Here is a 25973-nt window from a genome sequence, read left to right as displayed (position 1 = left end):
TTTACTATAGTTTGATATTGGTGTTCGGTTCGGCTTGTGTAGGATAGCTGGGAGACTGTGAACTCTGGACGCCAGTTCAGGGGACCCGAGGTCGGGAGGTCACCGGTTCAGGTGCGGTGGGTCACTGCATGACGGCCATGGCGAGCGCACGGCGGGCCCGCATCGACGCGCGCTCGGCTCGGCGCTGCATGCGGCGGGCGGTCGCCAGGCGCACAGCCCGTTGTTCCCTCTCGGCCTCGTGCAGTCGCTCGTGCATATGCGCACGAGCGAGGGCTTCTGGGATGAGTTGCATCTCTCGGGTCCTGTTCTGACGCAGGTCGGTCGCGTCGGTGGTGGTGAAGTCAGGGGTCGCGGAACCCACGGGTTCGCTGGCGGACGGCTTCATCGGGGCCTGCTTCTTGGGGTCGTTCGTGAGGGGGCGGTCGATCGTTCCTAGGATGTTCATGCCATGGCCGGGTTCTTGCGCGGACGGCCACGCGGCCGCTTGCGGGCCACGACGACTCCCTGGATGAAGAGCTCGCCACCCCAGACACCCCAGGGCTCACGCCGCTCCTTGGCACCGGCGAGGCAGGCCTCGATCAGCGGGCAGGTACGGCAGAGGGACTTGGCGTACTCGACATCGGCCGGCGACTCGGCGAAGAAGACCTCCGGGTCGTAGGAACGGCAGGGGACGGGCACGCCGAGGTTCTCGATGGCGTCGTCGAGCGCGGTGAGCGCGGTGAGCGGAGTCAAGGTGGAGTCCTCCGTGAGGCCGGGCGGGGGGATCGTCTCGGAAGGCGGTACGGACGGGGCGTGCGCTTCGAGATGCACGGTGGGTGTTCCTCGTCTGGTCGTCCGGCCCTGTTGGGCCGGTGTCGGCTGGTACCGGGTTCTTGTCTTGTCCCGAGGCCCCTTCGCTCCGTCGTCCCCGTTCGGGGAAAACAGAAGGGCCGCGGATCCCGGATGGGGTTCCGCGGCCCTGAAGGCGCCGGCCTGATCGACGATCAGGCTGGATCACTCCAGGGTTCTGGCCCACGGAAGGCCCACATCAGGTGGTGCTGCGTCGCTTGCTTCCGGAATCCGGCACCGGCCGCAAAGGCATAGGCATGCGCCTGTGCCGCTACTGCTTCCAGTGCCTTGGTCGGTCGCTCATTGCGCTCACTGCCGGGAAGACCCGAGAGAGAGACAGAGGACGCCGGACGGACGGCACGAATGCCGGACAGACCGGTGCCCAGGTTCGAGGCGCCGAGCAGGCACGTGGAGGCGACCGAGCGATCGGTCATTTTCACGGTGCTGGTGAAGCGGGTCTTGATGCTGATCACAGGAATCGCCTCCTCTCGGCGTCTTGAGGGACCGGGGTCGAGACCGGTCCGGCGGATGTGCAAGTACAGCACGGAATCAGGGCCTTCGAGAAGGCCCCCTGTTCCCGTGCCTAAGAACCTATGGGGATTGCCGGGGCATGCGCAAACTATTTTTTCGACGAGTTGCCTTCAGTCCCCCGTGGCGCATTCCTGCGGCTCCTGACCTCTACAGATGGCCAGGACGTGGGTCCCGTAGCGGTTGAGCTTGCGCACTCCGACGCCGGGGATCCGTGCCAGTTCGCGCTCTTCGTTGGGCACGGTCTCGGCGATCGCCATGAGTGTCTTGTCGGTGAAGACGCAGTAGGCCGGCTGGCCGCTGCGCTCGGCCTGCTCCGCTCTCCACTCCCGCAACCTTTCGTAGAGCCCTTCGTCCATGTCGGAGGGGCAGTCCTCGCAGCGCATCAGCTTCATCTCGCCCGCGTCGGTGAGGGTCCGGCCGCAGACGCGGCAGCGGGCCGGTGTGCGCTGGGTCCGTCGCGGGGCGGCCGGGGCGCCCGCGGTGAAGCCGCGCTCGATGCCGCCGGCCGCCCGGGTGCCCGATCGGTTGGGCCCACCGGCGGAGCCCGGGCGGAGGCCGTCGAGGAAACGGCTGGGCCGGCGGTTGTGCCGTCCCCCGGGTGAGCGGGAGAGGGACCAAGAGACCTGGAGCTGTTCTCTGGCGCGGGTGACTCCGACATAGAGGAGGCGGCGCTCCTCCTCGATCTGTTCGTCGGTCTTCGCGTAGGTGATCGGCATCATGCCCTCGGCGACGCCGACCAGGAAGACGACGTCCCATTCCAGGCCCTTGGCGGAGTGCAGGGAGGCAAGGGTGACGCCCTGGACGGTGGGGGCGTGCTGGGCGGCCGCCCGCTCGTCGAGTTCCGTTACGAGGTCGGCGAGGGTGGCTCCGGATCTGGCGGCGGCGAAGTCCTGGGCGAGGTTGACCAGAGCCGCGAGGGACTCCCAGCGCTCTCTGACGGCGCCGGAGCCGGCCGGCGGCTGGGTGGTCCAGCCTTCGCCGGAGAGGACGGCACGGACCTGGGAGGGGAGGTCGACGATGTCGTCCAGGAGGGAGTCGTTGCCGCCGAAGCGGGCGGCGCCGCGCAGGGCGATGCCTGCCTTGCGTACTTCGGGGCGGTCGAAGAACCGCTCCGCGCCGCGCAGTTGATAGGGGACTCCGGCGTCGGCCAGGGCTTGTTCGTAGGTCTCGGACTGGGAGTTCGTCCGGAAGAGGATGGCGATCTCGCCGGCCGGCACTCCCGAGTCGATGAGTTCGCGGATGCGGCGGGCGGCGCCTTCGGCTTCGGCGGGTTCGTCGGGGTGTTCGGTGTAGACGGGTTCGGGACCGGGGGGCCGCTGGGAGATCAGTTCCAGGCGGTGGTCGGCGGCGCGTCCGCGGGCCTGGGAGAGCAGGCCGTTGGCGAGGTGGACGACCTGGGGTGTGGAGCGGTAGTCGCGGACCAGTTTGACGACGGTGGCACTGGGGTGGCGGGTGCGGAAGTCGAGCAGGTGGTCGGGGGTCGCTCCGGTGAAGGAGTAGATCGTCTGGCTGGCGTCGCCGACGACGCACAGGTCGTCCCGGTCCCCGAGCCAGAGTTCCAGGAGACGCTGCTGGAGGGGGCTGACGTCCTGGTACTCGTCGACCACGAAGTGCTGGTACTGGGAGCGGACCTGGTCGGCGATGTCGTGCCGGTCTTGGAGGACGGCCACGGTGAGCAGCAGGACGTCCTCGAAGTCGATGACGGCGCGGTCGCGCTTGAGGTCTTCGTAGGCGGCGTAGAGCTGGGCGATCTCGGCGGGGTTGCGGGGGACGTCGCGGCCTGCCTTGGCGGCGGCGAGCGCGTACTCGGCGGGGACGGTCTGGGTGACCTTGGACCACTCGATCTCGGCGGTGACGTCGCGCAGTTCGCCCCGGTCGAGCCGGACGCGGCACGCGGCGGCCGCGTCGGCGACGAGCTGGATCTTGCGGTCGACGAGGCGGGGCATGCTGCCGCCGATGGCTTTCGGCCAGAAGTACTGGAGTTGGCGCAGTGCGGCGGAGTGGAACGTGCGCGCCTGAACGCCGGTGGCGCCGAGTTGGCGCAGTCGGCCGCGCATCTCGCCGGCGGCGCGGTTGGTGAAGGTGACGGCGAGCACGCTGGAGGACTGCAGTATTCCGGCGCGTACTCCGTAGGCGATGCGGTGGGTGATCGCCCGGGTCTTGCCGGTTCCCGCGCCCGCGAGCACGCACACCGGGCCGCGCAGGGCGGTGGCCACTTCGCGCTGCTCGGGGTCGAGTCCTTCGAGCACCGCGTCGGCCGAGTCCGGTACCTGCGGGAAGAGGGTGGAGTGCGTTGCTGCTGTCACACAGCCATGCTGCCAGGTCGCCGGAGACGCGTGAGCCGGTTGTCCACAGGGAGGCGCTCCCGGTCGTACTAATGCGGCGGGTGTCACCTTTCTCCGGGTACTCCGGGCGGGAATGGCGGCTCGGTGGCGTACGTTCCCTTGGTGGCGAGCACCTGTCCCCGAGCCCTTTGAGGAGCGCGAGAATGTCGGGCACTGTGACGATGTACAGCACCACGTGGTGCGGTTACTGCCGTCGGCTGAAGAGCCAGATGGACCGCGAGGGCATCGCGTACAACGAGATCAACATCGAGCAGGACCCGGATTCCGCGACGTTCGTGGAGAAGGCGAATGGCGGGAACCAGACGGTCCCGACCGTGCTGTTCCCGGACGGTTCGACGCTTACGAACCCGTCGCTGGCTCAGGTGAAGCAGAAGATCAGCGTCGGCGCGTAACGGCACGAGAACGCAGCGCAGCAGGAGGAGGGCGGCCCCGAATGTCCGGGGGCGCCCTCCTCTTGTCTGTCGGCATCGCCTGTCGGCCTGCTGTAGTTCCCGTCTGCCGTCGTGGCTGTCGGGTCTCAGACGAAGCCGCGGGTGGGCAGTGGCTGGCCGTACCAGAGTTCGATCAGGCGGGCGGCGATGGAGATGCCGTACGGGGGGAGTACTTCGCCGGATTCGAAGGCGGCGCCCAGTTCGTCGCGGGAGAACCAGCGGGCCTCGTGGATCTCGTCGCCGTCGACGTTGATGTCGGTCGAGGTGGCGTGGGCCATGAAGCCGAGCATGAGGCTGGACGGGAAGGGCCAGGGCTGGCTGGCGACGTATTCGACCTGGCCGACGAGGATGCCGGCCTCTTCGAAGACTTCGCGGCGTACGGACTGCTCGATGGATTCGCCGGGTTCGACGAAGCCGGCGAGGGTCGAGAAGCGTCCCTCGGGCCAGTGGACCTGGCGGCCGAGCAGGATGCGGTCCTCGGCGTCGGTGACGGCCATGATCACGGCGGGGTCGGTGCGCGGGTAGTGCTCGGCGCCGCAGGCCGGGCAGCGGCGGATGTGGCCGGCGGCGGCGATCACCGTGCGCTCGCCGCAGCGGGAGCAGAAGCGGTGCAGGCGTTGCCAGTTCTCCAGGGCTACCGCGTGGACCATCAGGCCGGCGTCGCGGGGCGAGAGGAGGAGGCCTGCTTCGCGGAGGCCGGCGGGGCGTGCCGACTGGTCCATGCGGCCGGGCAGGGCGTCCTTCTGGAGTGCGAAGTAGCTGACGCCGTCTTCGTCGGTGCCCAGAAAGTAGCGGTGCGCTTCGGTGAGGGGGGCCTCGAACGACGGGGTCATGACGAGTTCGGTTTTTCCGTCGGGTGTCTCGTCGATGAGGACCTGGCCGCCGGAGACCACGAAGCTGCGGGTGGTGGGGTGGCTCCACGCCGCGGCGAGCCAGGCTTCGTCGAGCCGGTGGTGGGCGGCTCGGTCGATGCCGTCGGGGGCGGTGAGCGAGATGGGTCGGTCAGCGGTGTGGTCGGTCCAGGTGGTCACGGGTGCTTCCAACTCCCCCGGGGGAACGGATTGTGTCGGCGGGCGGTTCGGCGGGACGTACGGCGATGGTGTCCGGGCCCGGCGTGGGCGGGGTGTGCGGGCGGATCTTCCAGTGTGCCCGCGCGGTGTGCCGTCCGGGTCGGTGCGGAATCGTCAGGGCGCACGGCGCCAGGTGCGGGCGAGGTCTTCCCACAGGTGGGCGGTGGTTTCGACGCCTTTGAGGAGAAGGTCGAGTTCGACCTTCTCGTTCGGGGCGTGCCAGCCGTCGGAGGGGACGGAGATGCCCAGGAAGAGGACGGGTGCTGTGAGGACTTCCTGGAGGTCGGCTGCCGGTCCGGAGCCGCCGGAGCGGGTGAACCGGATGGGCTGGTCGAAGGCGCGGCCCATGGCGCGGGCGACGGACTGGAGGGCGGGGTGGTCGAGAGGCGTGAGGCACGGGCGCGTGGCGGGGGCGAACGTGATGTCGTGCCGTATTCCGTCGGGCAGTTGGTGGGCGGTCCAGTCGCGGACGGCCTTCTCGATGTGGTCGGGTTCCTGGCCGGCGACCAGTCGGAAGGAGAGCTTGACCATGGCCGAGGCGGGGACGATGGTCTTGCTGCCGGGGCCCTGGTAGCCGCCGCCGATGCCGTTGACCTCGGCCGTGGGGCGGGCCCAGACGCGCTCCAGGGTGGTGTGTCCGGCCTCTCCCCAGGTGGCGTGGGAGTGGGCGCTGCGCAGCCACTCCTCCTCGTCGAAGGGCAGTTCGGCGAAGAGTGCGCGCTCGTGGTCGGTGAGTTCGACGATGCCGTCGTAGAAGCCGGGGACGGTCACCCGCGCGTGCTCGTCGTGCAGGGCGGCGACGAGTCGGGCGGCGGCGGTGGCCGGGTTGGCTACGGCGCCGCCGAAGGCTCCGGAGTGGATGTCCTGGTCGGGGCCGTGGAGGTGGATCTCGCATTCGACGAGGCCGCGCATGCCGGTGCAGACGGTGGGGGTGTCCTCGGACCACATGCCGGTGTCGGAGACGACCACGGCGTCGGCGGCGAGCCGGGCGGCCCGGTCTTCGACGAGTGCCCTGAAGTTCGGGGAACCGGACTCCTCCTCGCCCTCGATGAGCAGCTTGAGGTTGACGGCGGGGCTGGTGCGGCCGGTGGCGGCGAGGTGGGCGCGTACGCCGAGTGTGTGGAAGAACACCTGGCCTTTGTCGTCGGCGGCCCCGCGCGCGTAAAGGCGGTTTTCGCGGACGACGGGCTCGAAGGGGTCGCTGTCCCAGCCGTCCTCGCGGGCGGCGGGCTGTACGTCGTGGTGGCCGTAGACGAGGACGGTGGGGGCCTGTGGGTCGTCGGAGGGCCATTCGGCGAAGACGGCAGGGGCGCCGGGGGTCGGCCAGACCTCGGCGGTCGGGAAGCCGGTCTCGCGAAGTTTGGCGGCGAGCCAGTCCGCGCTGCGCCGTACGTCGGGCGCGTGCCGGGGCTGGGCCGACACGGACGGGATGCGCAGCCACTCGGCGAGGTCGTCGAGGAAGGCGGCGCGGTGCTGGTCGATGTGGGTGCGGACCGCGCTGACGGCACTGTCAACGGAATGGCTCATGGTCACGAGCCTATCGGCCCGCACTGACATGCTCGTCGGGCGGTTCCTCACCGTTTGCTCGTGCGGTCGGCTCGTCCCGCAGCAGTCGCTCCAGTGCGGCCCGGTCCGGCAGGTCGTCCGGCCGTACGACTTCGCCGTCGCGTACGTACAGGAACGCGGCGGTGACCGATTCCAGAGGGACGCCCTGCTGCTCGGCCCAGGCGAGCCGGTACAGCGCGAGTTGGAGGGGGTCGGCGGTGCGGGCGCGGTTGGTCTTCCAGTCGATGATCTCGTACGTCGTCTTGTCGCCGTCGTGGTTCTTGTAGACGGCGTCGATACGGCCTCGTACGACGCGGCCGGCGATGCCGAGCTGGAAGGGGGCTTCCACCTGGTAGGGGGTGCGGCGGGCGTATTCGGTGCGTTCGAAGGCTTCCTTGAGGGCTTCCAGGTCGCGTTCGTCGGCGATGTCGGCCCGTTGCCCGGGGAGTTCGTCGGGTTCGAGGAGGGGCAGAGTCAGCTCTTCGAAGCGTGTTTCGACCCAGGCGTGGAAGCGGGTGCCCCGGCGGGCGGCGGGTTGCGGGGGGCGCGGCATGGGGCGCGCGAGTTCCTGCGCGAATCCGTCCGGGTCGGCGGCGAGGTGCAGTAGCTGGGACGCGGTCAGGGACGGTGGCAGGGGTACATCGGTGACGGTGCGGCGGGCGCGCAGGAGTTCGCCGGTGAGGGCGTCGAGGTCGCGGTCCCAGGAGGCGAGGGTGCGCGCTTCTTCGGGGGTGAGGGAGGCGCTTGGAAGCTCGGTGGGGTGAGGGTGTGCGCGCCCCGGCGTATGGGGGGGCTCGGGCGGGTGCGGGGCTGTGGCCTGGTGCGGGATGGCTGGGCGGTCGGTGCTCCAGGTGTCCCAGTCGCCGGGGCCGTCCTCGGGCCGGTCGTCCTGGGGTGGTGATTCCTCCTGGGCGTGCTCGTCGTAGGGGGGTTCGTCGTCCTCGGGTGGCGGGGGCCAGTCGGGGTCGTCGTGGTTGCCGGGGTCGTGGGTGGCGGCGGGGTGGCCGTCTTGGTGAGCGGCGAGGTGCTCCAGGTGGGCCAGTACGGTCGCGGCGGCGGCGCGGCGGCGGGCCAGTGCCGCGTCGTCGAGCGGAAGCGGCCAGGCCTGGTCGGCGGTGGCGGTGTGCAGGGCGGGGTTCTCCTCGCCCTCCTCGGGTTCGTCCGCCCATGCCTCGATCTCGCCGTGTCCGGCCGCGCAGTGCGTGTACAGGGCGTGCAGGAAGTCGGAGGGTCCGCGGGGTTTCTTCTGGCTGGGGCCCCACCAGTGGCCGGAGCCGAGCAGGAGGGAGCGGGGTCGGGTGAAGGTGACGTAGCCGAGGCGGAGTTCCTCGGTGTGCTGGTGCTCCTTCATCGCCTCGTGGAAGGCCTTCATGCCTTTGGAGTCCCAGGACCGGATGTCGGGGAGGGTGTCCGCGTCGCCGCGCAGTGCGTGGGGCAGGACCTTGCCCTGGGCGGTCCATTTCTCGCGGCCCTGGCCGCTGGGGAAGGTGCCGGTGACCAGGCCGGGGACGACGACGACGTCCCATTCGAGGCCCTTGGACTTGTGGGCGGTGAGCACCTTGACGGTGTTCTCGCCGCCCGGGAGGGCGTTGTCGAGGCCCTTTTCGTACTGGGCGGCGGTGCGTAGGAAGCCGAGGAAGGCGAGGAGGGTCGCTTCGCCGTCGCCCGCGGCGAAGGAGGCGGCGACGTCGAGGAAGTTGGAGAGGGTTTCGCGGCGACGGGCGGCCAGAGCGTGCGGGGACGCCGACAGTTCCACCTCCAGGCCGGTGACGGCGAGGACGCGGTGCAGGACGTCCATCAGGGGGTCGGAGAGGGAACGGCGCAGGTCGCGCAGTTCGGCGGCGAGGCGGGCGAACCGCACGCGGGCGTCCGGGGAGAAGGGCAGCGCGTCGTTGTCGCCGTCGCCGTGCAGGGGTGATTCCAGGAATGTGTCGAGGGCGTCGGCGAGCGATATCACCTCGGACGGGTCGACCCCCTCGACCGCTTCGGCGAGCCGTCGGTCCGGGTCGTCGTCGCCGACGCGCGCGTGGGCGACGAGTCGGCGGGCACGCCGTCCCAGGAGGGCGAGGTCGCGGGCGCCGATGCGCCAGCGCGGTCCGGTCAGCAGCCGGACCAGGGAGGCGTTGGCGCCGGGGTCCTGGAGGACTTCGCACACGGCGACGAGGTCGGCGACCTCGGGCAGGTGCAGCAGCCCGGACAGGCCGACCACCTCGACGGGCACGTCCCGGGCGACGAGGGCGCCCTGGATCTCGGCGAAGTCCGTGGCGGTACGGCACAGGACGGCGATCTCACCGGGTGCCCTGCCGGTCCGTACGAGATGGGCAATGGAGTCGGCGAGCCAGGCGATCTCCTCGGTGTGGGTGGGCAGCAGCGCGCAGCGCACCGCGCCGTCGCGCTCGGCGCCCGGGGCGGGGCGGAGGGCCTCCACGCCCGCGTGCATGGCGCGCAGGGGCGTGGCGAGGTCGTTGGCGAGGTCGAGGAGGCGACCGCCGCTGCGGCGGTTCTCACTGAGGGCCTGGCGGGTCGCGGGGCGGCCGTCGGGGTGCGCGAAGTGGTCGGGGAAGTCGTCGAGGTTGGCGACGGAGGCACCGCGCCAGCCGTAGATCGCCTGGCAGGGGTCGCCGACGGCGGTGACCGGGTGGCCCGTGCCGCCGCCGAACAGACCGGCCAGGAGGATGCGCTGGGCGACGGAGGTGTCCTGGTACTCGTCGAGGAGGACCACCCGGAACTCGTCGCGCAAGATAGCTCCGACTTCGGGCCGGGTGCGGGCCAGGGTGGCGGACAGGGCGATCTGGTCGCCGAAGTCGAGCAGGTCGCGTTCGCGTTTGGCGGCCCGGTAGCGGCTCACGAGTTCGGCCAGTTCGCGGCGTGCGCCGGCTGCCTCGGGGACCTTGCGCAGTTCGGCGTTGCTGAGCTTGGCGCCCGCCAGGGTGCGCAGCAGTTCGGCATCGTGGAGGCGTAGTTCCTCTGGGTGTACGAGGTGTTCGGCGAGGTCGGCGTCGAGGGCGAGGAGGTCGCTGACGAGGTCGGGGAAGGAGCGGGTCAGGGCCGGATAGGGTCCCGGGGCCTCGCGCAGCACGCGGGCGGCGAGTTGGTACCGGGTGGCGTCGGCGAGCAGCCGGGCGGTCGGTTCGAGGCCGATGCGCAGGCCGTGGTCGGTGAGGAGGCGGCCCGCGAAGGCGTGGTAGGTCGAGATGACGGGCTCGCCCGGCGGGTTGTCCGGATCGATGACGTCGGGGTCGGTGACTCCGGCCTTGACGAGGGCCTTGCGGACGCGCTCGGCGAGTTCACCGGCGGCCTTGTTGGTGAAGGTCAGGCCGAGGACCTGTTCGGGTGCTACCTGGCCGGTGCCGACCAGCCAGACCACGCGGGCGGCCATCACCGTCGTCTTGCCCGAGCCGGCGCCGGCCACGATGACCTGCGGGGCGGGCGGCGCGGTGATGCAGGCCGTCTGCTCCGGGGTGAACGGGATGCCGAGGAGCTCTTTGAGCTGGTCGGGGTCGGTGATGCGGGCGGGCATGGGGAGAGGCTAGCGGCGGGCACTGACAGCGGGTGCCGGATCATCCACCGGTCGGGAAGACGCGCAGGTCAACAGGTGTGGTGCGGTCTGTCACACACGCGTTCCCCCCTGCCCCGTTTCCGGCTCACTCCACGACGTGCCGTCCCTCGGGCCGTGCGCTGCACGAGGCGCGGAACGCGCAGTGCGTGCAGTGCTGGCCGGCGCTGGGTGTGAACCGTTCGTCGAGGACCTTGCCCGCGGCGGTGGCCAGGAGTTCGCCGGCCCACTCCCCTTCCAGTGGTTCCTGGGCCTGCACCTTGGGCAGTGTCTCGCCGCCGTCCCGTCGCGCGGCGCCCTGGCGCAGTTGGACGAGTTCGGCGCCGCCCGGTTCGGGGTGCACTCCGTCGAAGGCCTCGTCGACGGCGCCCTCGCGGACCGCGAGCTGGTAGACGGCGAGCTGGGGGTGGCGTTCCACCTCGCGGGCGGTCGGGGTGTGTTTGCCGGTTTTGAAGTCGACGACGTAGGCGCGTCCTTCGCCGTCCGTCTCGACGCGGTCCATGGAGCCGCGGATGCGTACTTCGTAGTCGCCCGCTCGGAGGCTGACGTCGAAGTCGTGCTCGCTCGCGACCGGGGTCCGGCCGGGGCGCAGGGTGTTGGAGTCGACGTGCCAGGTCAGGAAGCGTTCGAGCGCCACGCGCGCGTTGGTCTTCTCCTGTTCCGACTTCCAGGGGGCGTCGAAGGCGAGCGCGTTCCACACCGAGTCGAGGCGTTCCATGAGGACGTCGAGGTCGGCGGGGGTGCGTCCGGAGGCGACCTCGTCGGCCAGGACGTGCACGACGTTCCCGAAGCCCTGGGCGGCGGTGGCAGGGGTGTCGGCCTTGACCTCGCGGCCCAGGAACCATTGCAGGGCACACGTGTTGGCGAGCTGGTCGAGGGCGCTTCCGGAGAGCGCGACGGGCTGGTCGCGGTCGCGCAGCGGCACCTTGCTCTCGGTCGGTTCGAACATGCCCCACCAGCGGTAGGGGTGGGCGGACGGGACCAGGGGGCGGCCTTCCTCGTCGGCGAGCGCGGCGAGCCGGGCCAGTCTGCGGGCCGCGGCTTCTCTGAGGGTGTCGGTCACGCGCGGGTCGACGGTCGTGGCGCGGAGTTCGGCGACGAGCGCCGCGACCGACAGGGGGCGGCGCGGGCGGCCGGTGACGTCCTTGGGGTCGACGCCGAGTTCGGTGAGGAAGCGGGAGGGCTGGTCGCCGTCGTCCGCGGGGGCCTTCACGGCGGTGACGACGAGACGGTCGCACGCGCGCGTGGCGGCCACGTAGAAGAGGCGGCGCTCCTCTGCGAGGAGGGCTCCCGGGGTGAGCGGTTCGGCGAGGCCGTCGCGCCCGATGCGGTCCGCCTCCAGGAGGGAGCCGCGGCGGCGCAGGTCGGGCCACAGGCCCTCCTGGACTCCCGCGACGACGACCAGGCGCCACTCGAGGCCCTTGGAGCGGTGCGCGGTCATCAGGCGTACCGCGTCGGGGCGTACGGCGCGGCGGGTGAGGGTGTCGGCGGCGATGTCCTCGGCGTCGATCTCTTCCAGGAAGTTGAGGGTGCCCCGGCCGCCGGTGCGTTCCTCGGCGCGGGCGGCGGTCGCGAACAGCGCGCAGACGGCGTCGAGGTCGCGGTCCGCGTTGCGGCCGGCGGCTCCGCCGCGCCGTGCGGCCCGCTCCAGGCGCGCGGGCCAGGGTGTGCCTTCCCAGAGGTCCCAGAGGGCTTCCTCGGCCGTTCCGCCGCCCGCCAGGCGTTCCCTGGCCTTGCGCAGCAGGGCGCCGAGCCGCTGGGCTCCACGCGCGTACACGGGGTCGTGGGCGACCAGCCGCTCCGGTTCGGCCAGTGCCAGCGCGAGCAGTTCGTCCGAGGGCGGCGGTACGGGGTTGCCGGCGGCCCGTTCCTCCTCGCGCAGGGCTCGGCCGAGACGGCGCAGGTCGGCGGCGTCCATGCCGGCGAGGGGGGAGGTGAGCAGAGTGAGGGCGGTCTCGGAGTCGAGCCAGGAGGTGCCCGGGGCGGTGTTTTCCGAAACGGTGTCCCGGGGGTCCGCGTCCACGAGGTCGTAGCCGGTGAGCTGCGTGCTGGAAGCGGCTGCCTGGTCGGCCAGTGCGCCCGGGTCGGCTGTGCCCGAGTCGGGTGCGGCGTCGCTGCCCGCCCCTGGAGCGGCTTCCCTCTCGCCGGAACCGTCCGCCGTGCCTACGGGTACGTCGTTGTCGTCGTCATCATGGTCATCCGTATCGGCGCCCGAGCCACTTCCGGACGCCTCGGCCTCCGCCACCACCCGTAGTGCGGTCAGCAGCGGTGCGACCGCCGGTTCGTGGCGCAGGGGCAGGTCGTCGCCATCGATGTCCAGGGGGACGCCGGCCGCTGTGAGAGCGCGCCGGACCGTCGGGATGGTGCGGGAGCCGGCGCGCACCAGGACGGCCATGTCGCTCCAGGGGACGCCGTCCTCCAGATGGGCCCTGCGGAGGATGTCGGCGATGTTGTCCAGCTCCGTGCCGGGTGTCGGGTACGTGTAGACCTCGACGTCGCCGCCGTCCCGCACCGGGGACAGCCGCCGGTGGGCGCGCACCTTGTCGGCGGGGAGACGGCTCAGGGGCATGCGCTGGGTCAGCAGGCGGGTCGCGGCCAGCAGCTCGGCGCCGGAGCGGCGGGACGTCCCCAGCACTTCCACGGGAGCCGGTCGGCCGTCGGCGCGCGGGAAGGTCGAAGGGAAGTCCAGGATGCCGTTCACGTCCGCGCCCCGGAAGGTGTAGATCGACTGGTCGGGGTCGCCGAAGGCGACCAGGGTGCGGCCGCCGCCGGCGAGGGCCTGAAGCAGCCGTACCTGGGCGGGATCGGTGTCCTGGTACTCGTCCACGAACACGGCGTCGTAGCGCGCGGCGAGCGCCTGGGCGACTTCGGGGCGGTGGGCGAGGAGGACCGCGCGGTGGACCAGTTCGGCGTAGTCGAGCACTCCTTGGAGGTCGAGTACGTCCAGGTACTCGGCGAGGAAGGCGGCGGCGGCCCGCCAGTCGGGGCGGCCGATACGGCGGGCGAAGGCGTCCAGGGCACCGGGTCCCAGGCCCAGTTCGCGGCTGCGGGCGAGGACCGCGCGGACCTCGTCGGCGAATCCGCGGGTGGTGAGGCAGGCGCGCAGTTCGTCGGGCCAGCGCACGTGGGCGAGGCCGAGCCGTCCCAGGTCGGGCTGGCCGGCGAGCAGTCCGCGTACGGCCACGTCCTGCTCAGGTCCGGACAGCAGCCGTAGCGGCTTGACGAACAGGTCGCTGTCCTGGTGGGCACGGACCAGGGCGTAGCAGAACGAGTGGAATGTGGTGGCCCGGGGGGCGCGGGCGGCTCCTGTGCGCAAAGCCATGCGGTCGCGCAGCTCGACGGCCGCCTTGCGGCTGAACGTCAGCACGAGGATGCGTGCGGGGTCACCGCCCCGGGCGATCCGGTCGGCCACGGACTCCACGAGGGTGGTGGTCTTCCCCGTGCCGGGGCCAGCGAGGACGAGCAGGGGTCCGGCCTTGTGGTCAACCACGGAGCGCTGTGGCGCGTCCAGACGAGGGGGGTCCGGTCGGGTCGGCGGGGTACGCACCAGTCGGTAAGCGCCACGGCTCCCCTGTCGCCCTTGGGGGTGCGACAGGTGGCTGGTGGAGGAAGAGGAGCTCACGTGGTTCGCCGGTCCTGGTGGGTGTGCTGGTTGGCAGGCTGCCGTGGGGTGAGAGGGGTGTGCGCGGCCGGTGCTACGCCGTCGGTCCGTACGGAAGCAGGGCCCGTCCTCCCTCCCCCGCGGCTCTCGCGGCCCGCACGGAACTCGCGGCCCGCTGGACCCGCGCGTCCCTCGCCCCTCGAACGTACGGCATGCCACGGACGTGCCGGGTGTCCCCCGTACGGGTCACAGGTCGTCCTCGGGTCCGTGCGATGCCGGAAGCTGTCCGGTGTGATCGTCCGCGTGTCCGCCGCCGTCCCATCGCGCCCGCCGCATGTCGACGCGCGGCTGATGGCCCTCGGCGGCTCGGCTCGCCTCCTTCAAGGGGGTGCCTTCCTCGCGGTAGCGGCCGAGGGCCTCCAGTTCGTGTCCGGGGAGCAGGGCGCCGTCCGCGCGGACGACCCGCCACCACGGAACGGCCCCTCCGTAGAGGGCCATCACGCGGCCGACCTGGCGCGGGCCGCCCGCCTCCAGCCATTCCGCGACGTCGCCGTAGGTCATGACCCGGCCGGGCGGGATCCGTTCGGCGACGTCGAGGACCCGTTCGGCGTACTCGGGCAGCGCGTCCGCGTACTCCGGGTGGCCGTCCCTGGGAAGGATCTCCTCGCTCATCCGTCCCATCCTGCCGCATCCCACCGACAAGGTAACGGGGTCGCGAGCGTGCGTACCCCTCGCCCGGGTGGGAGGCTTGCGGCAGACTGTGCGCCCCCGCATTTGCACCCTGATGCCCCTGTGTGTCGGTGGGGCATGCCACCATCGTGCGGGCGGTGACAGGTGATACGAGATCAAGAAGAGTCGATGAAGCAGCAGGGCGTGCATCCCGAAGGCGCGGAGGGCACCTCTGACGCTGGGTCGCGCCCCGACGTCACCGAAGCCGAGGAGCAGGACCCGGCGAGGACTCCGGCGGCCGGGTCCGCCGGGACGCCCGTGCCGCCCCCCGAGGAGTGTGCGGACGGGACGCACGCCGAGGAGGTGGAGGGCGACGAACCGCTGCTCCCCGCGCGCGTGCACCGTCCGTCCGATCTCATGCGGCTCCTGGTGGGCGTACTGGCGGTCGCCGTCCTGCTCGCCGTGGCCGCCTTCGCCCATGGCACCACCTCGGGGCTCGAACAGGACATCAACAAGGGCACCGGGCAGGCACCCGACCTGCTGATCAAGATCGCGGGGCTGGCGTCCAGCATCGCCATCCTGCTGGTGCCGGTCGCCTTCGCGATCGAGCGGCTGATCAAGCGGGACGGGCTGCGGATCGCCGACGGCGTGCTCGCCGCGGTCCTCGCGCACGGTGTGACGCTCGCCACGGACCTGTGGGTCGCCAAGGCCGCGCCCCACTCCATCCAGGAGGCGCTCACCCAGCCCTCCCCGGGCGACATCCACGCCCTCACCGACCCGGTGCACGGCTATCTCGCGCCCGTCATCGCCTACATGACGGCCGTCGGCATGTCGCGACGGCCGCGCTGGCGCGCGGTGCTGTGGATCGTGCTGCTGCTGGACGCGTTCTCGATGCTGGTCACCGGGTACACGACGCCGTTCTCGATCATCCTGACCGTGCTGATCGGCTGGACCGTCGCCTACGGGACGCTGTACGCGGTGGGCTCGCCCAACGTCCGTCCCACCGGGCGGACACTGATGGCGGGCCTGCGGACGGTGGGCTTCCGCCCGGTGAGCGCGGCCCGCGAGGAGGCGGCGGAGACCTCGGAGAACGGCGACCGCGGCCGGCGCTACTTCGTGACCCTGGAGGACGGTCCGCCGCTGGACGTCACGGTCGTCGACCGGGAACAGCAGGCGCAGGGCTTCTTCTACCGGGTGTGGCGCAATCTGACGCTGCGCGGCTTCGCCACCCGGAGCAGTCTTCAGTCGTTGCGCCAGGCCCTGGAGCAGGAGGCCCTCCTGGCGTACGCGGCGATCGCGGCCGGCGCCAACGCCCCGAAGCTGATCGCGACCTCCGAACTCGGCCCGGACGCCGTGATGCTCGTCTACGAGCACACCGGCGGGCGCACCCTGGACTCGCTGGCGGACGACGAGATCACCGACGACCTGCTGCGCAACACCTGGAACCAGGTGCAGTCGTTGCAGTCCCGGCGCATCGCGCACCGCAGACTGGCCGGTGACGCGATTCTGGTGGATCGTTCCGGCAATGTGATCCTCACCGATCTGCGCGGCGGCGAGATCGCCGCCGGTGATCTGCTGCTACGCATGGACGTCGCCCAGCTGGTGACGACGATCGGTCTCCTGGTGGGCGCCGAACGCGCGGTGTCGTCGGCGGTCGAGGTCCTCGGCCCCGACGCCGTCGCCGACTGCCTGCCGATGCTCCAGCCGATCGCGCTGACGCGCTCCACGCGCGCGACGCTGCGCCGGCTCTCCCGGGAGCGGGCACAACGCGAGCGCGAGGCGATCCTGGAGGCGTCCCGGCAGACCGGCCTGGCACACGCCGCGGAGAGTGGGGAGGGTGCCGCGCCCGTACTCGACAAGCCCGACAAGAAGGCCGTACGGGCGAAGCGGCAGGCGGAGAAGCGGGCCATCGACGAGGCTCTGGACGAGGCGCGCGAGGAGGATCTGCTCACCCAGATCCGCCACCAGGTGTTGTTGATCAGGCCGCAGGCACCGGTGGAGCCTGCCCGGCTGGAGCGGGTGCGACCGCGCACGCTGATCAGTTTCATCGCGGGCGCGATCGGCGGGTACTTCCTGCTGACGCAGCTCACCCACATCGAGTTCGGTCCGCTGATCGCGAGCGCCCAGTGGGGCTGGGTGCTCGCCGCGGTGCTGTTCTCGGCGCTGAGCTACTTCGCGGCGGCGATGGCCCTCCTGGGGTTCGTGCCCGAGCGCGTGCCGTTCCTGCGGGCGGTGGGGGCGCAGGTGGCCGGGTCGTTCGTGAAGATCGTGGCGCCTGCCGCGGTCGGCGGCGTCGCCCTCAACACGCGCTTCCTGCAACGGGCCGGGGTGCGGCCGGGGCTCGCGGTGGCGAGTGTCGGCGCGTCGCAGTTGTTCGGGCTGGGCTGTCACATCCTGATGCTGCTGTCCTTCGGCTATCTGACCGGCACCGAGAAGACGCCTTCGCTGTCGCCGTCCCGGACGGTCATCGCGGGTCTGCTGACGGTGGCGGTGCTGGTGCTCGTGGTGACCTCGGTGCCGTTCCTGCGGAAGTTCGTCGCCACGCGCGTGCGGTCGCTTTTCGCGGGGGTCGTTCCCCGCATGCTCGACGTGCTCCAGCGCCCCCAGAAGCTGGTCACGGGCATCGGCGGCATGCTGCTCCTGACGGCCTGCTTCGTGATGTGCCTGGATGCGTCGATCCGGGCGTTCGGCGACCAGTCGACCACGCTCAGCCTCGCCAGCGTCGCCGTCGTCTTCCTCGCGGGCAACGCGCTCGGTTCCGCGGCGCCCACCCCGGGCGGCGTGGGCGCGGTCGAGGCGACCCTGACGGTCGGCCTGATCGCGGTGGGCCTGCCCAAGGAGGTCGCCGCGCCCGCGGTGCTGCTGTACCGGCTGCTGACGCTGTGGCTGCCGGTGCTGCCGGGCTGGCTGTTCTTCAACCACCTCTCCCGCAAGGGCGCCCTGTAGGCCGGCGTCCGCGCCGTACCTCGTACGGCCCGCGCCCCGAGCGCCCCGTCGCGCACGACCCGAGGATGAGAACGTGCCGAACTCCTCCCGGCTGCGCGCCGCCGCCTTGACCGCCACCCTCGTCCTGCTCTCCTCCCCGTTGACGGGGTGCAGCAGCGACTCCGGGAGCGGGGATCTGACGGCCCAGAAGCTGAGCTGGAAGCAGTGCCCGGCTCCGTCGGAGGCGGAGGGCGGCGGCTCCGCCCCCTCCCCGCTGCCGGGCGGCGGCAAGTGGCAGTGCGCCACCCTGAAGGCGCCCCTCGACTGGAGCAAACCCAAGGGAGACACGATCGGGCTCGCCCTCATCCGGGCGCAGGCCGACGGCCCCGCGGGCCGGCGGATCGGCTCGCTCGTCTTCAACTTCGGCGGCCCCGGCGGCTCCGGCGTCACCACGCTGCCCGCCTTCGGGGACGACTACGCGAAGCTGCGCACCCGGTACGACCTGGTGAGCTTCGACCCGCGCGGAGTCGGCCGCAGCGCGGGCGTGCGCTGCGAGAGCGACGCGCAGCTCGACACGTACTTCCAGCAGGACGCCACACCCGACGACGCGACCGAACGCACCCAACTCCTGCGCAACACGGAGCAGTTCAACGCGGCCTGCGAGAAGAACTCCAAGAAAATGCTTCCCCGGGTGCGCACCACCGACGCGGCCCGCGACATGGATCTGATGCGCCAGGTCCTCGGCGATGACAAGCTGCACTACTTCGGCATCTCCTACGGCACCGAACTGGGCGGCGTCTACGCCCACTTGTTCCCCCGACGGGTGGGCCGGGCCGTGTTCGACGGGGTCGTCGACCCGACGCAGAACTCCGAACAGGGCTCCCTCGCGCAGGCCAAGGGCTTCCAGCTCGCGCTCGACAACTTCGCCCGGGACTGCACGTCCAAGACCATGGACTGTCCGGTGGGCGACAGTGCGCAGGACGTCAAGGACCGTATCGCCAAGTTCCTCGAAAGCCTCGACAGCAAGCCGATCCCGGGCATCTTTCCGCGCAAGCTGACGCAGACGGCCGCGACCAACGGCATCGCTCAGGCGCTGTACTCCAAGGACTTCTGGCAGTACCTCACGGAAGGTCTGCAACAGGCGTACAGCGGTGACGGCAAGGTGCTGATGCTGCTGTCCGACTCGCTGAACGGGCGCAGCGAGAACGGCCAGTACAGCAACATCACCGCGGCGAACATCGCCATCAACTGCGCCGACGACAAGCCGCGCTACACCGCCGACTACGTGGAGGGGAAACTGCCCGAGTTCCGGGCCGCCTCGCCGCTCTTCGGCGACTTCCTGGCGTGGGGCATGACCAGTTGCACCGGCTGGGCGGTGCCGGGCGCCGCCGACCATCCCGATGTGAGCGCGCCCGGATCGGCGCCGATCCTCGTCGTGGGCAACACCGGCGACCCGGCCACGCCGTACGAGGGCGCGCGGAAGATGGTGGACGCGCTGGGCAAGGGCGTCGGGGTCGAGCTGACGTACAAGGGCCAGGGGCACGGCGCGTACGACAGCAAGAACAAGTGCGTGCAGAGCGCCGTGAACAACTATCTGCTGGCGGGCAAGGTACCGGCGGCAGGCACCGTCTGCTCGTAGGCGCACCCTCAGATTCAGGGCAAAGTCGCAGGTCAGAACGTTATCCACAGGCCTCCGCAGGCTGGGCTGGATCCGCCTACTATGGCCACACCGCCATCCGCGACATGACGCGGACGGCCTGCGAGGGGGGAAACGCACATGGCGCGATGGGGACGGTGGACAGCTCTGGTGGCCGCCGCCGCGCTGCTGACGGCCGGCTGCGGCGGCGGCTCGTCGGGGAGCGGCAAGGAGAGTACGGGGACGACGGGCACCGCGAAGCCGTCGACGGCGGACCCCGCTCCCCGGGCCGTGCTGCCCTCCTCACTGACCTCGCAGAAACCCGGCTGGGGGCACTGCAAGGCCACGGCCGGCTCCGTGGCGCCGAGCAGCGAGTGGCAGTGCGCGACGCTGAAGGTGCCGCTGGACTGGGCGAAACCGGGGGGCACCACGATTCCTCTCGCGCTGATCCGCGCCAAGGCGACCGGGAGCGACCGCATCGGCTCCCTCCTGTTCAACTTCGGCGGCCCGGGCGGCTCGGGCGTGGGCTACCTGCCGTCGTACGGCGCCACGGTCTCCGCGCTGCGCGAGCACTACGACGTCGTCAGCTGGGATCCGCGCGGGGTGGGCGCCAGCGAGGGGGTCCGCTGCCGGGGTGACAAGGCGATCCAGGCCGCCGAGGACGTGGACGCCACACCGGACACCCGGGCCGAGGAGAAGGCGTACTTCCAGGACGCCACCGACTTCGGCAAGGGCTGCGCGAAGGCCGCCGGAAAGCTGATGGCGCACGTCTCGACCACCGACACCGCGCGCGACATGGACCTCATGCGACAGGTCCTGGGCGACCGGAAAATGCACTACTTCGGCATCTCGTACGGCACCGAACTGGGCGGTGTCTACGCCCACTTGTTCCCGAAGAACGTGGGACGGCTGGTGCTCGACGCGGTCGTCGACCCGAGCGCGGACTCGGTGGGCCACGCCCTGAACCAGACGCGGGGCTTCCAGCGGGCGCTGGACGACTACCTCACCTCGACGGGACAGGACCCGAAGCAGGGGTCCCGGAAGATCGCGGACCTGTTGCAGCGGATCGACGCCAAGCCGCTGTCGACGTCGTCCGGGCGCAAGCTCACCCAGACCCTGGCCCTCACCGGGATCGTCCTGCCGCTGTACAGCAAGGAGAGCTGGCCAAGCCTGACCAGCGCGCTCGACTCGGCTCGGGAGGGCGACGGTTCGGAACTGCTGACGCTCGCCGACGGCTACAACGACCGTGACGCCTCGGGGCACTACGGCACGACGACCCATTCACAACGGGTCATATCGTGCTTGGACGACAAGCAGCGGCCGACGCCCGAGCAGACGCGGAAGCTGCTGCCCGAGTTCGAGAAGACCTCGCCCGTCTTCGGCGACTTCATGGGCTGGGACACGGCGGGCTGGTGCCACGACTGGCCGGTGGCCGGGGAATACGACACGCCGGAGGTCAGCGCGCCCGGTGCGGCGCCGATCCAGGTGGTCGGCAACACCGGGGACCCGGCGACTCCGTACGAGGGGGCCCGCAAGATGGTCGACGAACTGGGCAAGGGGGTGGGGGTGGAACTCACCTGGAAGGGCGAGGGGCATGGCGCCTACGGCAGCGGGAGCGACTGTGTGGACTCGACGGTGAACGCGTACCTGCTGAAAGGGACGGTGCCCCGAGACGGGAAGGTCTGCGGCTCGTAGCCACGGCGTCCGCCACTCCGGGCGCAGCGGAAAGGGGCCCGGCACCCGTGGCACCGAGCCCCTTCCGGGAAAGCGTGCGCCTAGTAGACGGGCTTGCTCGGCTCGATCTGGTGGACCCAGCCGATCACGCCACCGCCGACATGGACGGCGTCCGCGAAGCCCGCCGACTTGAGGACCGCGAGGACCTCCGCACTGCGGACACCCGTCTTGCAGTGCAGGACGATCTTCTTGTCCTGCGGGAGGCTCTCCAGGGCGGTACCCATGAGGAACTCGTTCTTCGGGATCAGCTTGGCGCCCGGGATGGAGACGATCTCGTACTCGTTCACCTCGCGGACGTCGATGATCTCGATGTTCTCGCCCTCGTCGATCCACTCCTTGAGCTGCTTAGGAGTGATCGTCGAGCCGGCGGCCGCTTCCTGGGCCTCCTCGGAGACGACGCCGCAGAAGGCCTCGTAGTCGATGAGCTCGGTGACGGTCGGGTTCTCGCCGCAGACCGCGCAGTCGGGGTCCTTGCGGACCTTGACCTGCCGGTACTGCATCTCCAGGGCGTCGTAGATCATCAGGCGGCCGACGAGGGGCTCGCCCGTGCCGGTGAGGAGTTTGATCGCCTCGGTGACCTGGATGGAGCCGATGGACGCGCACAGCACGCCCAGGACGCCACCCTCGGCGCAGGAGGGGACCATGCCCGGGGGCGGGGGCTCCGGGTAGAGGCAGCGGTAGCAGGGGCCGTGCTCGGACCAGAAGACGGAGGCCTGGCCGTCGAAGCGGTAGATCGAGCCCCACACGTACGGCTTGTTCAGCAGCACGGCCGCGTCGTTGACGAGGTAACGGGTCGCGAAGTTGTCCGTGCCGTCCACGATGAGGTCGTACTCGCGGAAGATGTCCAGCACGTTCTCGGCTTCGAGTCGCTCCTCGTGCAGGACGACGTTCACGTACGGGTTGATGCCCAGTACGGAGTCGCGGGCCGACTGAGCCTTGGAGCGGCCGATGTCGGCCTGGCTGTGGATGATCTGGCGCTGCAGGTTCGACTCGTCGACCTCGTCGAACTCCACGATGCCGAGCGTGCCCACGCCCGCCGCGGCGAGGTACATCAGCGCCGGCGAGCCCAGGCCGCCGGCGCCCACACAGAGCACCTTGGCGTTCTTCAGCCGCTTCTGCCCGTCCATCCCGACGTCGGGAATGATCAGGTGGCGGGAGTACCTGCGGACCTCGTCTACGGTGAGCTCAGAGGCTGGCTCGACCAGGGGTGGCAGCGACACGGGGACTCCGTTGGTCGGTCAATCACTACAGTTGTTCTCCCCGTAACACTGCCACGGTCTCCTTCATTCCGAGACACCCGTTCCGACCTGCGAGACGATCTCGTCCCAGTAGCCGGGCACGGCCTCAACGGGGTCGGCGGGCCCGCCCTGGTCGGTGCGGTCAGTGCGGGTGCACCAGTTGGTCGAGGCGCCCTGTCGGCGGGCTGTGCGCAGCGCTTCGGCGAGATGGCCGTGCGGGAGGCCGTGCACCAGATGACGGAAGCGCGCGGGCGGGTGGCCGGCGGTCCGTGTGGCCGCCTGCGACCAGTGGCAGTCCCTCCAAGGGCCAGGGATAACCACCAACTGGTTGGCGTTTGCGGCGACTTGGGGTCACGGGTGGGTGCCGCGGCCAAGGACTACGTGGGCGCGTGTACGGATTCCGCGGAGGGCGGCGCCCGTGCGGTGGACCGCGGGAAGCGCGGCGCGTGCGGTGGAGCAGCGGTCCAGGAGGAATCCGTCGACCGATCCGTCGACCTGGTGCCAGTCGGCGAAGTGACGCGCGTCGCAGGGCGGTGCGGCGAGGAACCGAGCACCGTAGGGGGTGTCCAGGCGGCCCGGTACGCGGACGCCCGCGTTGCGCATTTGTCCGGCGGACTCCGGACAGTGCGGGTCGGGGCGGGTGCCGGGATCATCGGAGACGTTGAGCACGACCCTGCGAAAGGGGGCGCCGGGCCGGGTGGGCGGATCCCACTCGGCGAGGGCGACGAGGGAGGGGGCGTGGCCGGGGACTCCGCAGCCGGGGTGGACGTTGATGGTCGCGCTGCCCGTTCTGGTGCCGCTCAGATGCGGCATGCGGCCTCCATCCAGATGTCGGCGAGGGACTCCTCCAGGTTGATCCGGGGCCGCCAGCCGAGCCGGTCGCGGGCGGTGCGCACATCGGCCTGCTGCCAGCTGCCGCAGCCGTCCGGGTACGGGTACGGGTACGCCACCGGGACCGCGTGGTCGGAGTCGGCGCGTGGGTGGCCGATGGCGGCGCGCAGGGTGCCGGGGGGCGGGCCGTCGAGTTCGTGCAGTGCGCCGGCGTATCCGGCCACGCGCGCGAGGACGGTGGCCGCGTCGCGCAGCCGTACGGCGCGACCCGAGCCGATGTTGATGACGCCCTGTGCCGCGGAGAGTGAGGCGGCGTGCACCGCTCGGGCCACGTCCCGTACGTCGACGAAGTCGCGCTGGGCGCCGAGGCCGCCGAGTTTGAGTTCGCCGTCGCCGGACTGCATCGCCCGCCGCATTCCCTCGGCGAGCCGTCCCAGCGGGGACCCGGCGGGCGTGCCGGGTCCGGCGGGCGAGAAGACGCGCAGTACGACGGCGTCGAGGCCGGAGCCGAGGACCAGTTCGGTGGCGGCGAGCTTGCTGACGCCGTACGGGCCGCCGGGGCGGGGCACGGCGTCCTCCGCGGTGGAGGAGCCGGGTTGGCTGGGCCCGTACTCGGCACCGCAGCCGATCTGTACCAGCCGGGCGCCGCAGCCGCTTCGACGCAGTGCCTCGCAGACGGTGGCGACGGCGACGGTGTTGTGCCGGGTGAGTTCGCGGGCGCCGCCGCGGGTGGCGCCCGCGCAGTTGACGACGACTCCGGGATGGACGGCGTCGAGGAAGCGGGTGAGTGCGCCGGGGCTGCCGGACGCGAGGTCGAAGCGGACGTCGGCGTCGTCGCCGCGGCCGAGCGCGGTGAGCTGGACGGCCGGGTCGGCGAGCAGACGGTCGGCGACGAAGCGGCCGAGATACCCGTTGGCTCCGATCAGCAGGACCCTCATCGGGCGGCTCCCGGGGCCGGCTCTCCGGATCGGGCGGTGATCATCTGGTGTTCTCCTTCACGGGGGTGGTGCGGTTGCCTCCGGCGGTGGCGCCGGGCGCCTGCGGCCGGACGCGGGTGGTTCCGTGCCCGGGCGGGCGGGGTCAATGCGGCTCGCCCGCCGGTGCGTGGTCCGAGGCTCTGGTCAGAGTGCGCACGGCGTGTACGAGGAGGATCAGGGCGGCTGCTCCGCAGGCGAGCGCTGGGACGCTGCCCTCGCCCCGGGCGTCCACAAGGGTCTGGACGGGGATGTCCAGGAAGGCGCAGCCGGGGAGCCTGCCGATGAGGACCAGGGCGACGGCGGTCACCTCGGCCGCGGCGGTGGAGGCGAGGACGAGGGCCGGGGCGTGCGTCGAGCCGTGGACGGTGAGAAGCCTGGCGAGCAGGAGTAGCGCGCCGAGTGGGACGGTTCGCGCGTAGTCGGCGGGTTCGCCCAGGACCGTGCCGCAGAGGGCGAGGAGGGCGGTGAGCGAGCACAGGTAGAGGGCGAACGTGCCTAGCAGCAGCGGGCGTTCGGAGTCGGCGAACTCGGTGAGGCGCTTGGTGACCGCAATGCGACGCGGGACTCGGGGGGCGAGGAGGTGGGCGCCCCAGGTTGCCGGTGCGCAGGCCAGGGTGAGGGCCAGGGCAGGGGCGGTGGTCAGCGGCCAGGGGCCGGTCGCGGTGCCGTCGGGCGGAGTGTCGGGGCCGCCGTCGAGGACCGCTCGGAGCAGCCCGTCGCCGAGGGCGGTGTAGGCGACGAGCCAGCAGGTCCACAGACAGGAGGCGGACGGGGTGCGCCGCGTGGGGGTGCGGGGCGGGATGGCCAGCGGGCCGCGGCCGAGTGCGACGCGTACGCCGAGGGCGACGGCGAGCGCCCCGCCGAGGGCGACCGCGAGGCGTGCCTGTCCATGAGTGAGACGCAGCCCGGTCACCGCGGCGGCGCACAGTACGCCGGGGATGAGAGTCAACACGGCCCAGCTGACGCGGACTTGGGGAGCTCCGACGGAGTCGGGGGCCGCCGGGTCCGGCATGCCGTCGTGGGGTACGCGGGCGGACCTCTGCTCGGCGAGCGAGACACCATCCCGGTGCCGGAAGCGGGCGGTGGTCCGGTCGGTGACACCGTGCGTCTCCAGGCCGGCCGCGCTCCTCAGCAAACACACGGCTCGTTCACAGAGTTCGCGGTGTCGGTGCAGCGGAGCTTTCACCGGGTAGGCACCGACGCGCCGTCCGGGACCCGGTCCGCGATCAGCGGACGGACGAACGCGGGACTCCCCGGCGACACCGACGAGACCGTCTTCGGACCGCACGTCGTCGCCGTCCGCCTCATCCCGCGCGCTACCCGGCGCCTGAGGAAAACCGCGCTCACCTTCACCGTCATCCTCGCCAGCGCTGACATCCTCGCCCTCCGCATCGCCCCTGACATCTACCTCGCCCGGCGCCCATGCCTCCGACCGTCCGTCCCGGGCGTGCGGGTTGGTAGGGGTGTCGGGGTGGTCGAGTTCTCCTAGGTCGCTCATCGACATACCTCCCCCGCTGCGAGGGGGTGCGTGATGCGTGCGCGGGCGTCCGCTGTCCAGGTGGGCGCGGTTGCGGCCAGGGCGTGGGGCATTGGGCCGGTCCAGCAGCCCGGGAGTTGGGCCTCGGCCGGGGTGGCGAAAAGGATTGGTTCGTCGGCGGCGGTGTCGAGGACGGCGCGTGGGAGCGGCCTGTCCGGAACGAACCCTGGGTAACTGCCGTGCAGCGCCGCGAGATTGTGCTCGACGGTGACCAGGTTGAGTGCGCGGGCGCGTACGGTGGCGGGGCCCAGGCCATCACCGCCATCACCGCCATCACCGCCATCACCGCCATCACCGCCATCACCGCCATCACCGCCATCACCGCCATCAGGGGTGCGTACCAGCGTCACGCGTGCGGCGGAGGTGGAGCCGCGCGCGCCGATGCGAGCGACCCCGTCGCGGGCGAGTTTCGCGAGCCCGTACGGGGCGTTGGTGAAACGGTCCGCCACAAGGACGGTGGGCGATCCGGACGTTGAGGTCGGCACCGTGTCGGTGCCTGAGGCCTCACCCGTCGCGCGC

At 71.3% G+C, this 25973-nt stretch carries 17 protein-coding genes and 1 pseudogene; 5 read left to right on the top strand and 13 right to left on the bottom strand.

Features of this window, described 5'->3' with window-relative positions; translation table 11 throughout:
- Positions 1-121: 121 nt before the first annotated feature.
- The 4 genes from ABZT12_RS27205 to ABZT12_RS27190 all read right to left on the bottom strand — a co-directional run bounded on the left by ABZT12_RS27205 (position 122) and on the right by ABZT12_RS27190 (position 3665).
- Positions 122-445 (bottom strand): hypothetical protein, encoded by a 324-nt coding sequence (locus ABZT12_RS27205; RefSeq protein ID WP_356389326.1) that lies wholly within the window; start codon positions 443-445, stop codon positions 122-124.
- Positions 442-810 carry a WhiB family transcriptional regulator gene (locus tag ABZT12_RS27200; protein ID WP_356389324.1) on the bottom strand — a complete coding sequence of 123 codons (369 nt, stop codon included), beginning with the start codon at positions 808-810 and terminating at the stop codon, positions 442-444. Before ABZT12_RS27200 ends, ABZT12_RS27205 begins: the two co-directional genes overlap by 4 nt.
- Before the next feature lie 173 nt (positions 811-983).
- Entirely contained in the window at positions 984-1301 is a 318-nt protein-coding gene (locus ABZT12_RS27195; protein WP_356389322.1) for a hypothetical protein, read from the bottom strand.
- A gap of 168 nt (positions 1302-1469) precedes the next feature.
- Positions 1470-3665, bottom strand: a complete 2196-nt coding sequence (locus tag ABZT12_RS27190; protein WP_356389320.1) for an ATP-dependent DNA helicase UvrD2 — start codon at positions 3663-3665, stop codon at positions 1470-1472.
- Positions 3666-3847: 182 nt separating this feature from the next.
- On the opposite strand from ABZT12_RS27190, the gene ABZT12_RS27185 reads away from it, so the two are divergent.
- On the top strand, positions 3848-4096 hold the full coding sequence (locus ABZT12_RS27185) for a mycoredoxin (protein ID WP_356389318.1): 249 nt from the start codon (positions 3848-3850) through the stop codon (positions 4094-4096).
- Positions 4097-4221: 125 nt separating this feature from the next.
- On the opposite strand, the gene nudC is transcribed toward ABZT12_RS27185, so the two are convergent.
- From nudC to ABZT12_RS27160, 5 genes are all read right to left on the bottom strand, one after another.
- Complete coding sequence (gene nudC / locus ABZT12_RS27180; protein WP_356389316.1) at positions 4222-5166, bottom strand: NAD(+) diphosphatase; 945 nt, start codon at positions 5164-5166, stop codon at positions 4222-4224.
- 153 nt (positions 5167-5319) lie between these two features.
- The gene (locus tag ABZT12_RS27175; RefSeq protein ID WP_356389314.1) at positions 5320-6732 is read right to left on the bottom strand and encodes a dipeptidase; all 1413 of its coding nucleotides are present in this window, start codon (positions 6730-6732) and stop codon (positions 5320-5322) included.
- Between the two features lie 10 nt (positions 6733-6742).
- Positions 6743-10270 carry a UvrD-helicase domain-containing protein gene (locus tag ABZT12_RS27170; protein ID WP_356389312.1) on the bottom strand — a complete coding sequence of 1176 codons (3528 nt, stop codon included), beginning with the start codon at positions 10268-10270 and terminating at the stop codon, positions 6743-6745.
- Between the two features lie 124 nt (positions 10271-10394).
- Positions 10395-13928, bottom strand: coding sequence for an ATP-dependent DNA helicase (locus tag ABZT12_RS27165; RefSeq protein WP_356389310.1), 3534 nt, complete (start codon positions 13926-13928; stop codon positions 10395-10397).
- A 225-nt stretch (positions 13929-14153) separates the two neighbouring features.
- The gene (locus ABZT12_RS27160) at positions 14154-14579 is read right to left on the bottom strand and encodes an MGMT family protein (protein WP_356389307.1); all 426 of its coding nucleotides are present in this window, start codon (positions 14577-14579) and stop codon (positions 14154-14156) included.
- Positions 14580-14765: 186 nt separating this feature from the next.
- On the opposite strand from ABZT12_RS27160, the gene ABZT12_RS27155 reads away from it, so the two are divergent.
- The 3 genes from ABZT12_RS27155 (at position 14766) to ABZT12_RS27145 (ending at position 20832) form a co-directional block, all read left to right on the top strand.
- On the top strand, positions 14766-17522 hold the full coding sequence (locus ABZT12_RS27155; RefSeq protein ID WP_356389305.1) for a lysylphosphatidylglycerol synthase transmembrane domain-containing protein: 2757 nt from the start codon (positions 14766-14768) through the stop codon (positions 17520-17522).
- 73 nt (positions 17523-17595) lie between these two features.
- Positions 17596-19140: an alpha/beta hydrolase gene (locus tag ABZT12_RS27150; RefSeq protein WP_356389303.1), complete on the top strand. Its 1545-nt coding sequence runs from the start codon at positions 17596-17598 to the stop codon at positions 19138-19140.
- A 138-nt stretch (positions 19141-19278) separates the two neighbouring features.
- A complete protein-coding gene (locus tag ABZT12_RS27145) occupies positions 19279-20832 on the top strand; it encodes an alpha/beta hydrolase (protein ID WP_356389301.1) in 1554 nt (517 codons plus the stop codon).
- Positions 20833-20912: 80 nt separating this feature from the next.
- Here ABZT12_RS27145 and moeZ read toward each other — a convergent pair whose 3' ends face one another.
- From moeZ to ABZT12_RS27125, 4 genes and pseudogenes are all read right to left on the bottom strand, one after another.
- Entirely contained in the window at positions 20913-22091 is a 1179-nt protein-coding gene (gene moeZ / locus ABZT12_RS27140; protein ID WP_356389299.1) for an adenylyltransferase/sulfurtransferase MoeZ, read from the bottom strand.
- 63 nt (positions 22092-22154) lie between these two features.
- Positions 22155-22922: pseudogene (locus ABZT12_RS27135) on the bottom strand (spherulation-specific family 4 protein).
- On the bottom strand, positions 22910-23878 hold the full coding sequence (locus ABZT12_RS27130; RefSeq protein ID WP_356389297.1) for an NAD-dependent epimerase/dehydratase: 969 nt from the start codon (positions 23876-23878) through the stop codon (positions 22910-22912). Before ABZT12_RS27130 ends, ABZT12_RS27135 begins: the two are co-directional and overlap by 13 nt.
- 142 nt (positions 23879-24020) lie before the next feature.
- Positions 24021-25205, bottom strand: a complete 1185-nt coding sequence (locus ABZT12_RS27125; RefSeq protein WP_356389295.1) for a hypothetical protein — start codon at positions 25203-25205, stop codon at positions 24021-24023.
- A 428-nt stretch (positions 25206-25633) separates the two neighbouring features.
- Here ABZT12_RS27125 and ABZT12_RS27120 point away from each other — a divergent pair, with 428 nt between their 5' ends.
- On the top strand, positions 25634-25930 hold the full coding sequence (locus ABZT12_RS27120) for a hypothetical protein (RefSeq protein ID WP_356389293.1): 297 nt from the start codon (positions 25634-25636) through the stop codon (positions 25928-25930).
- The last annotated feature ends 43 nt before the right edge of the window (positions 25931-25973 follow it).

The organism is Streptomyces sp. NPDC005423 (genome assembly GCF_040606415.1).
Lineage (GTDB): Bacteria > Actinomycetota > Actinomycetes > Streptomycetales > Streptomycetaceae > Streptomyces.
Note: the sequence above shows the minus strand (reverse complement) of the source record. Positions and strands in the feature narration are given on the sequence as shown.

Coding starts and splice junctions, on each gene's coding strand:
- ABZT12_RS27170 (WP_356389312.1), bottom strand. CDS start 10,270: ATGCCCGCCCGCATCACCGACCCCGACCAGCTCAAAGAGCTCCTCGGC.
- ABZT12_RS27160 (WP_356389307.1), bottom strand. CDS start 14,579: ATGAGCGAGGAGATCCTTCCCAGGGACGGCCACCCGGAGTACGCGGAC.
- ABZT12_RS27185 (WP_356389318.1), top strand. CDS start 3,848: ATGTCGGGCACTGTGACGATGTACAGCACCACGTGGTGCGGTTACTGC.
- ABZT12_RS27205 (WP_356389326.1), bottom strand. CDS start 445: ATGAACATCCTAGGAACGATCGACCGCCCCCTCACGAACGACCCCAAG.
- ABZT12_RS27130 (WP_356389297.1), bottom strand. CDS start 23,878: ATGAGGGTCCTGCTGATCGGAGCCAACGGGTATCTCGGCCGCTTCGTC.
- ABZT12_RS27175 (WP_356389314.1), bottom strand. CDS start 6,732: ATGAGCCATTCCGTTGACAGTGCCGTCAGCGCGGTCCGCACCCACATC.
- ABZT12_RS27155 (WP_356389305.1), top strand. CDS start 14,766: ATGAAGCAGCAGGGCGTGCATCCCGAAGGCGCGGAGGGCACCTCTGAC.
- ABZT12_RS27145 (WP_356389301.1), top strand. CDS start 19,279: ATGGCGCGATGGGGACGGTGGACAGCTCTGGTGGCCGCCGCCGCGCTG.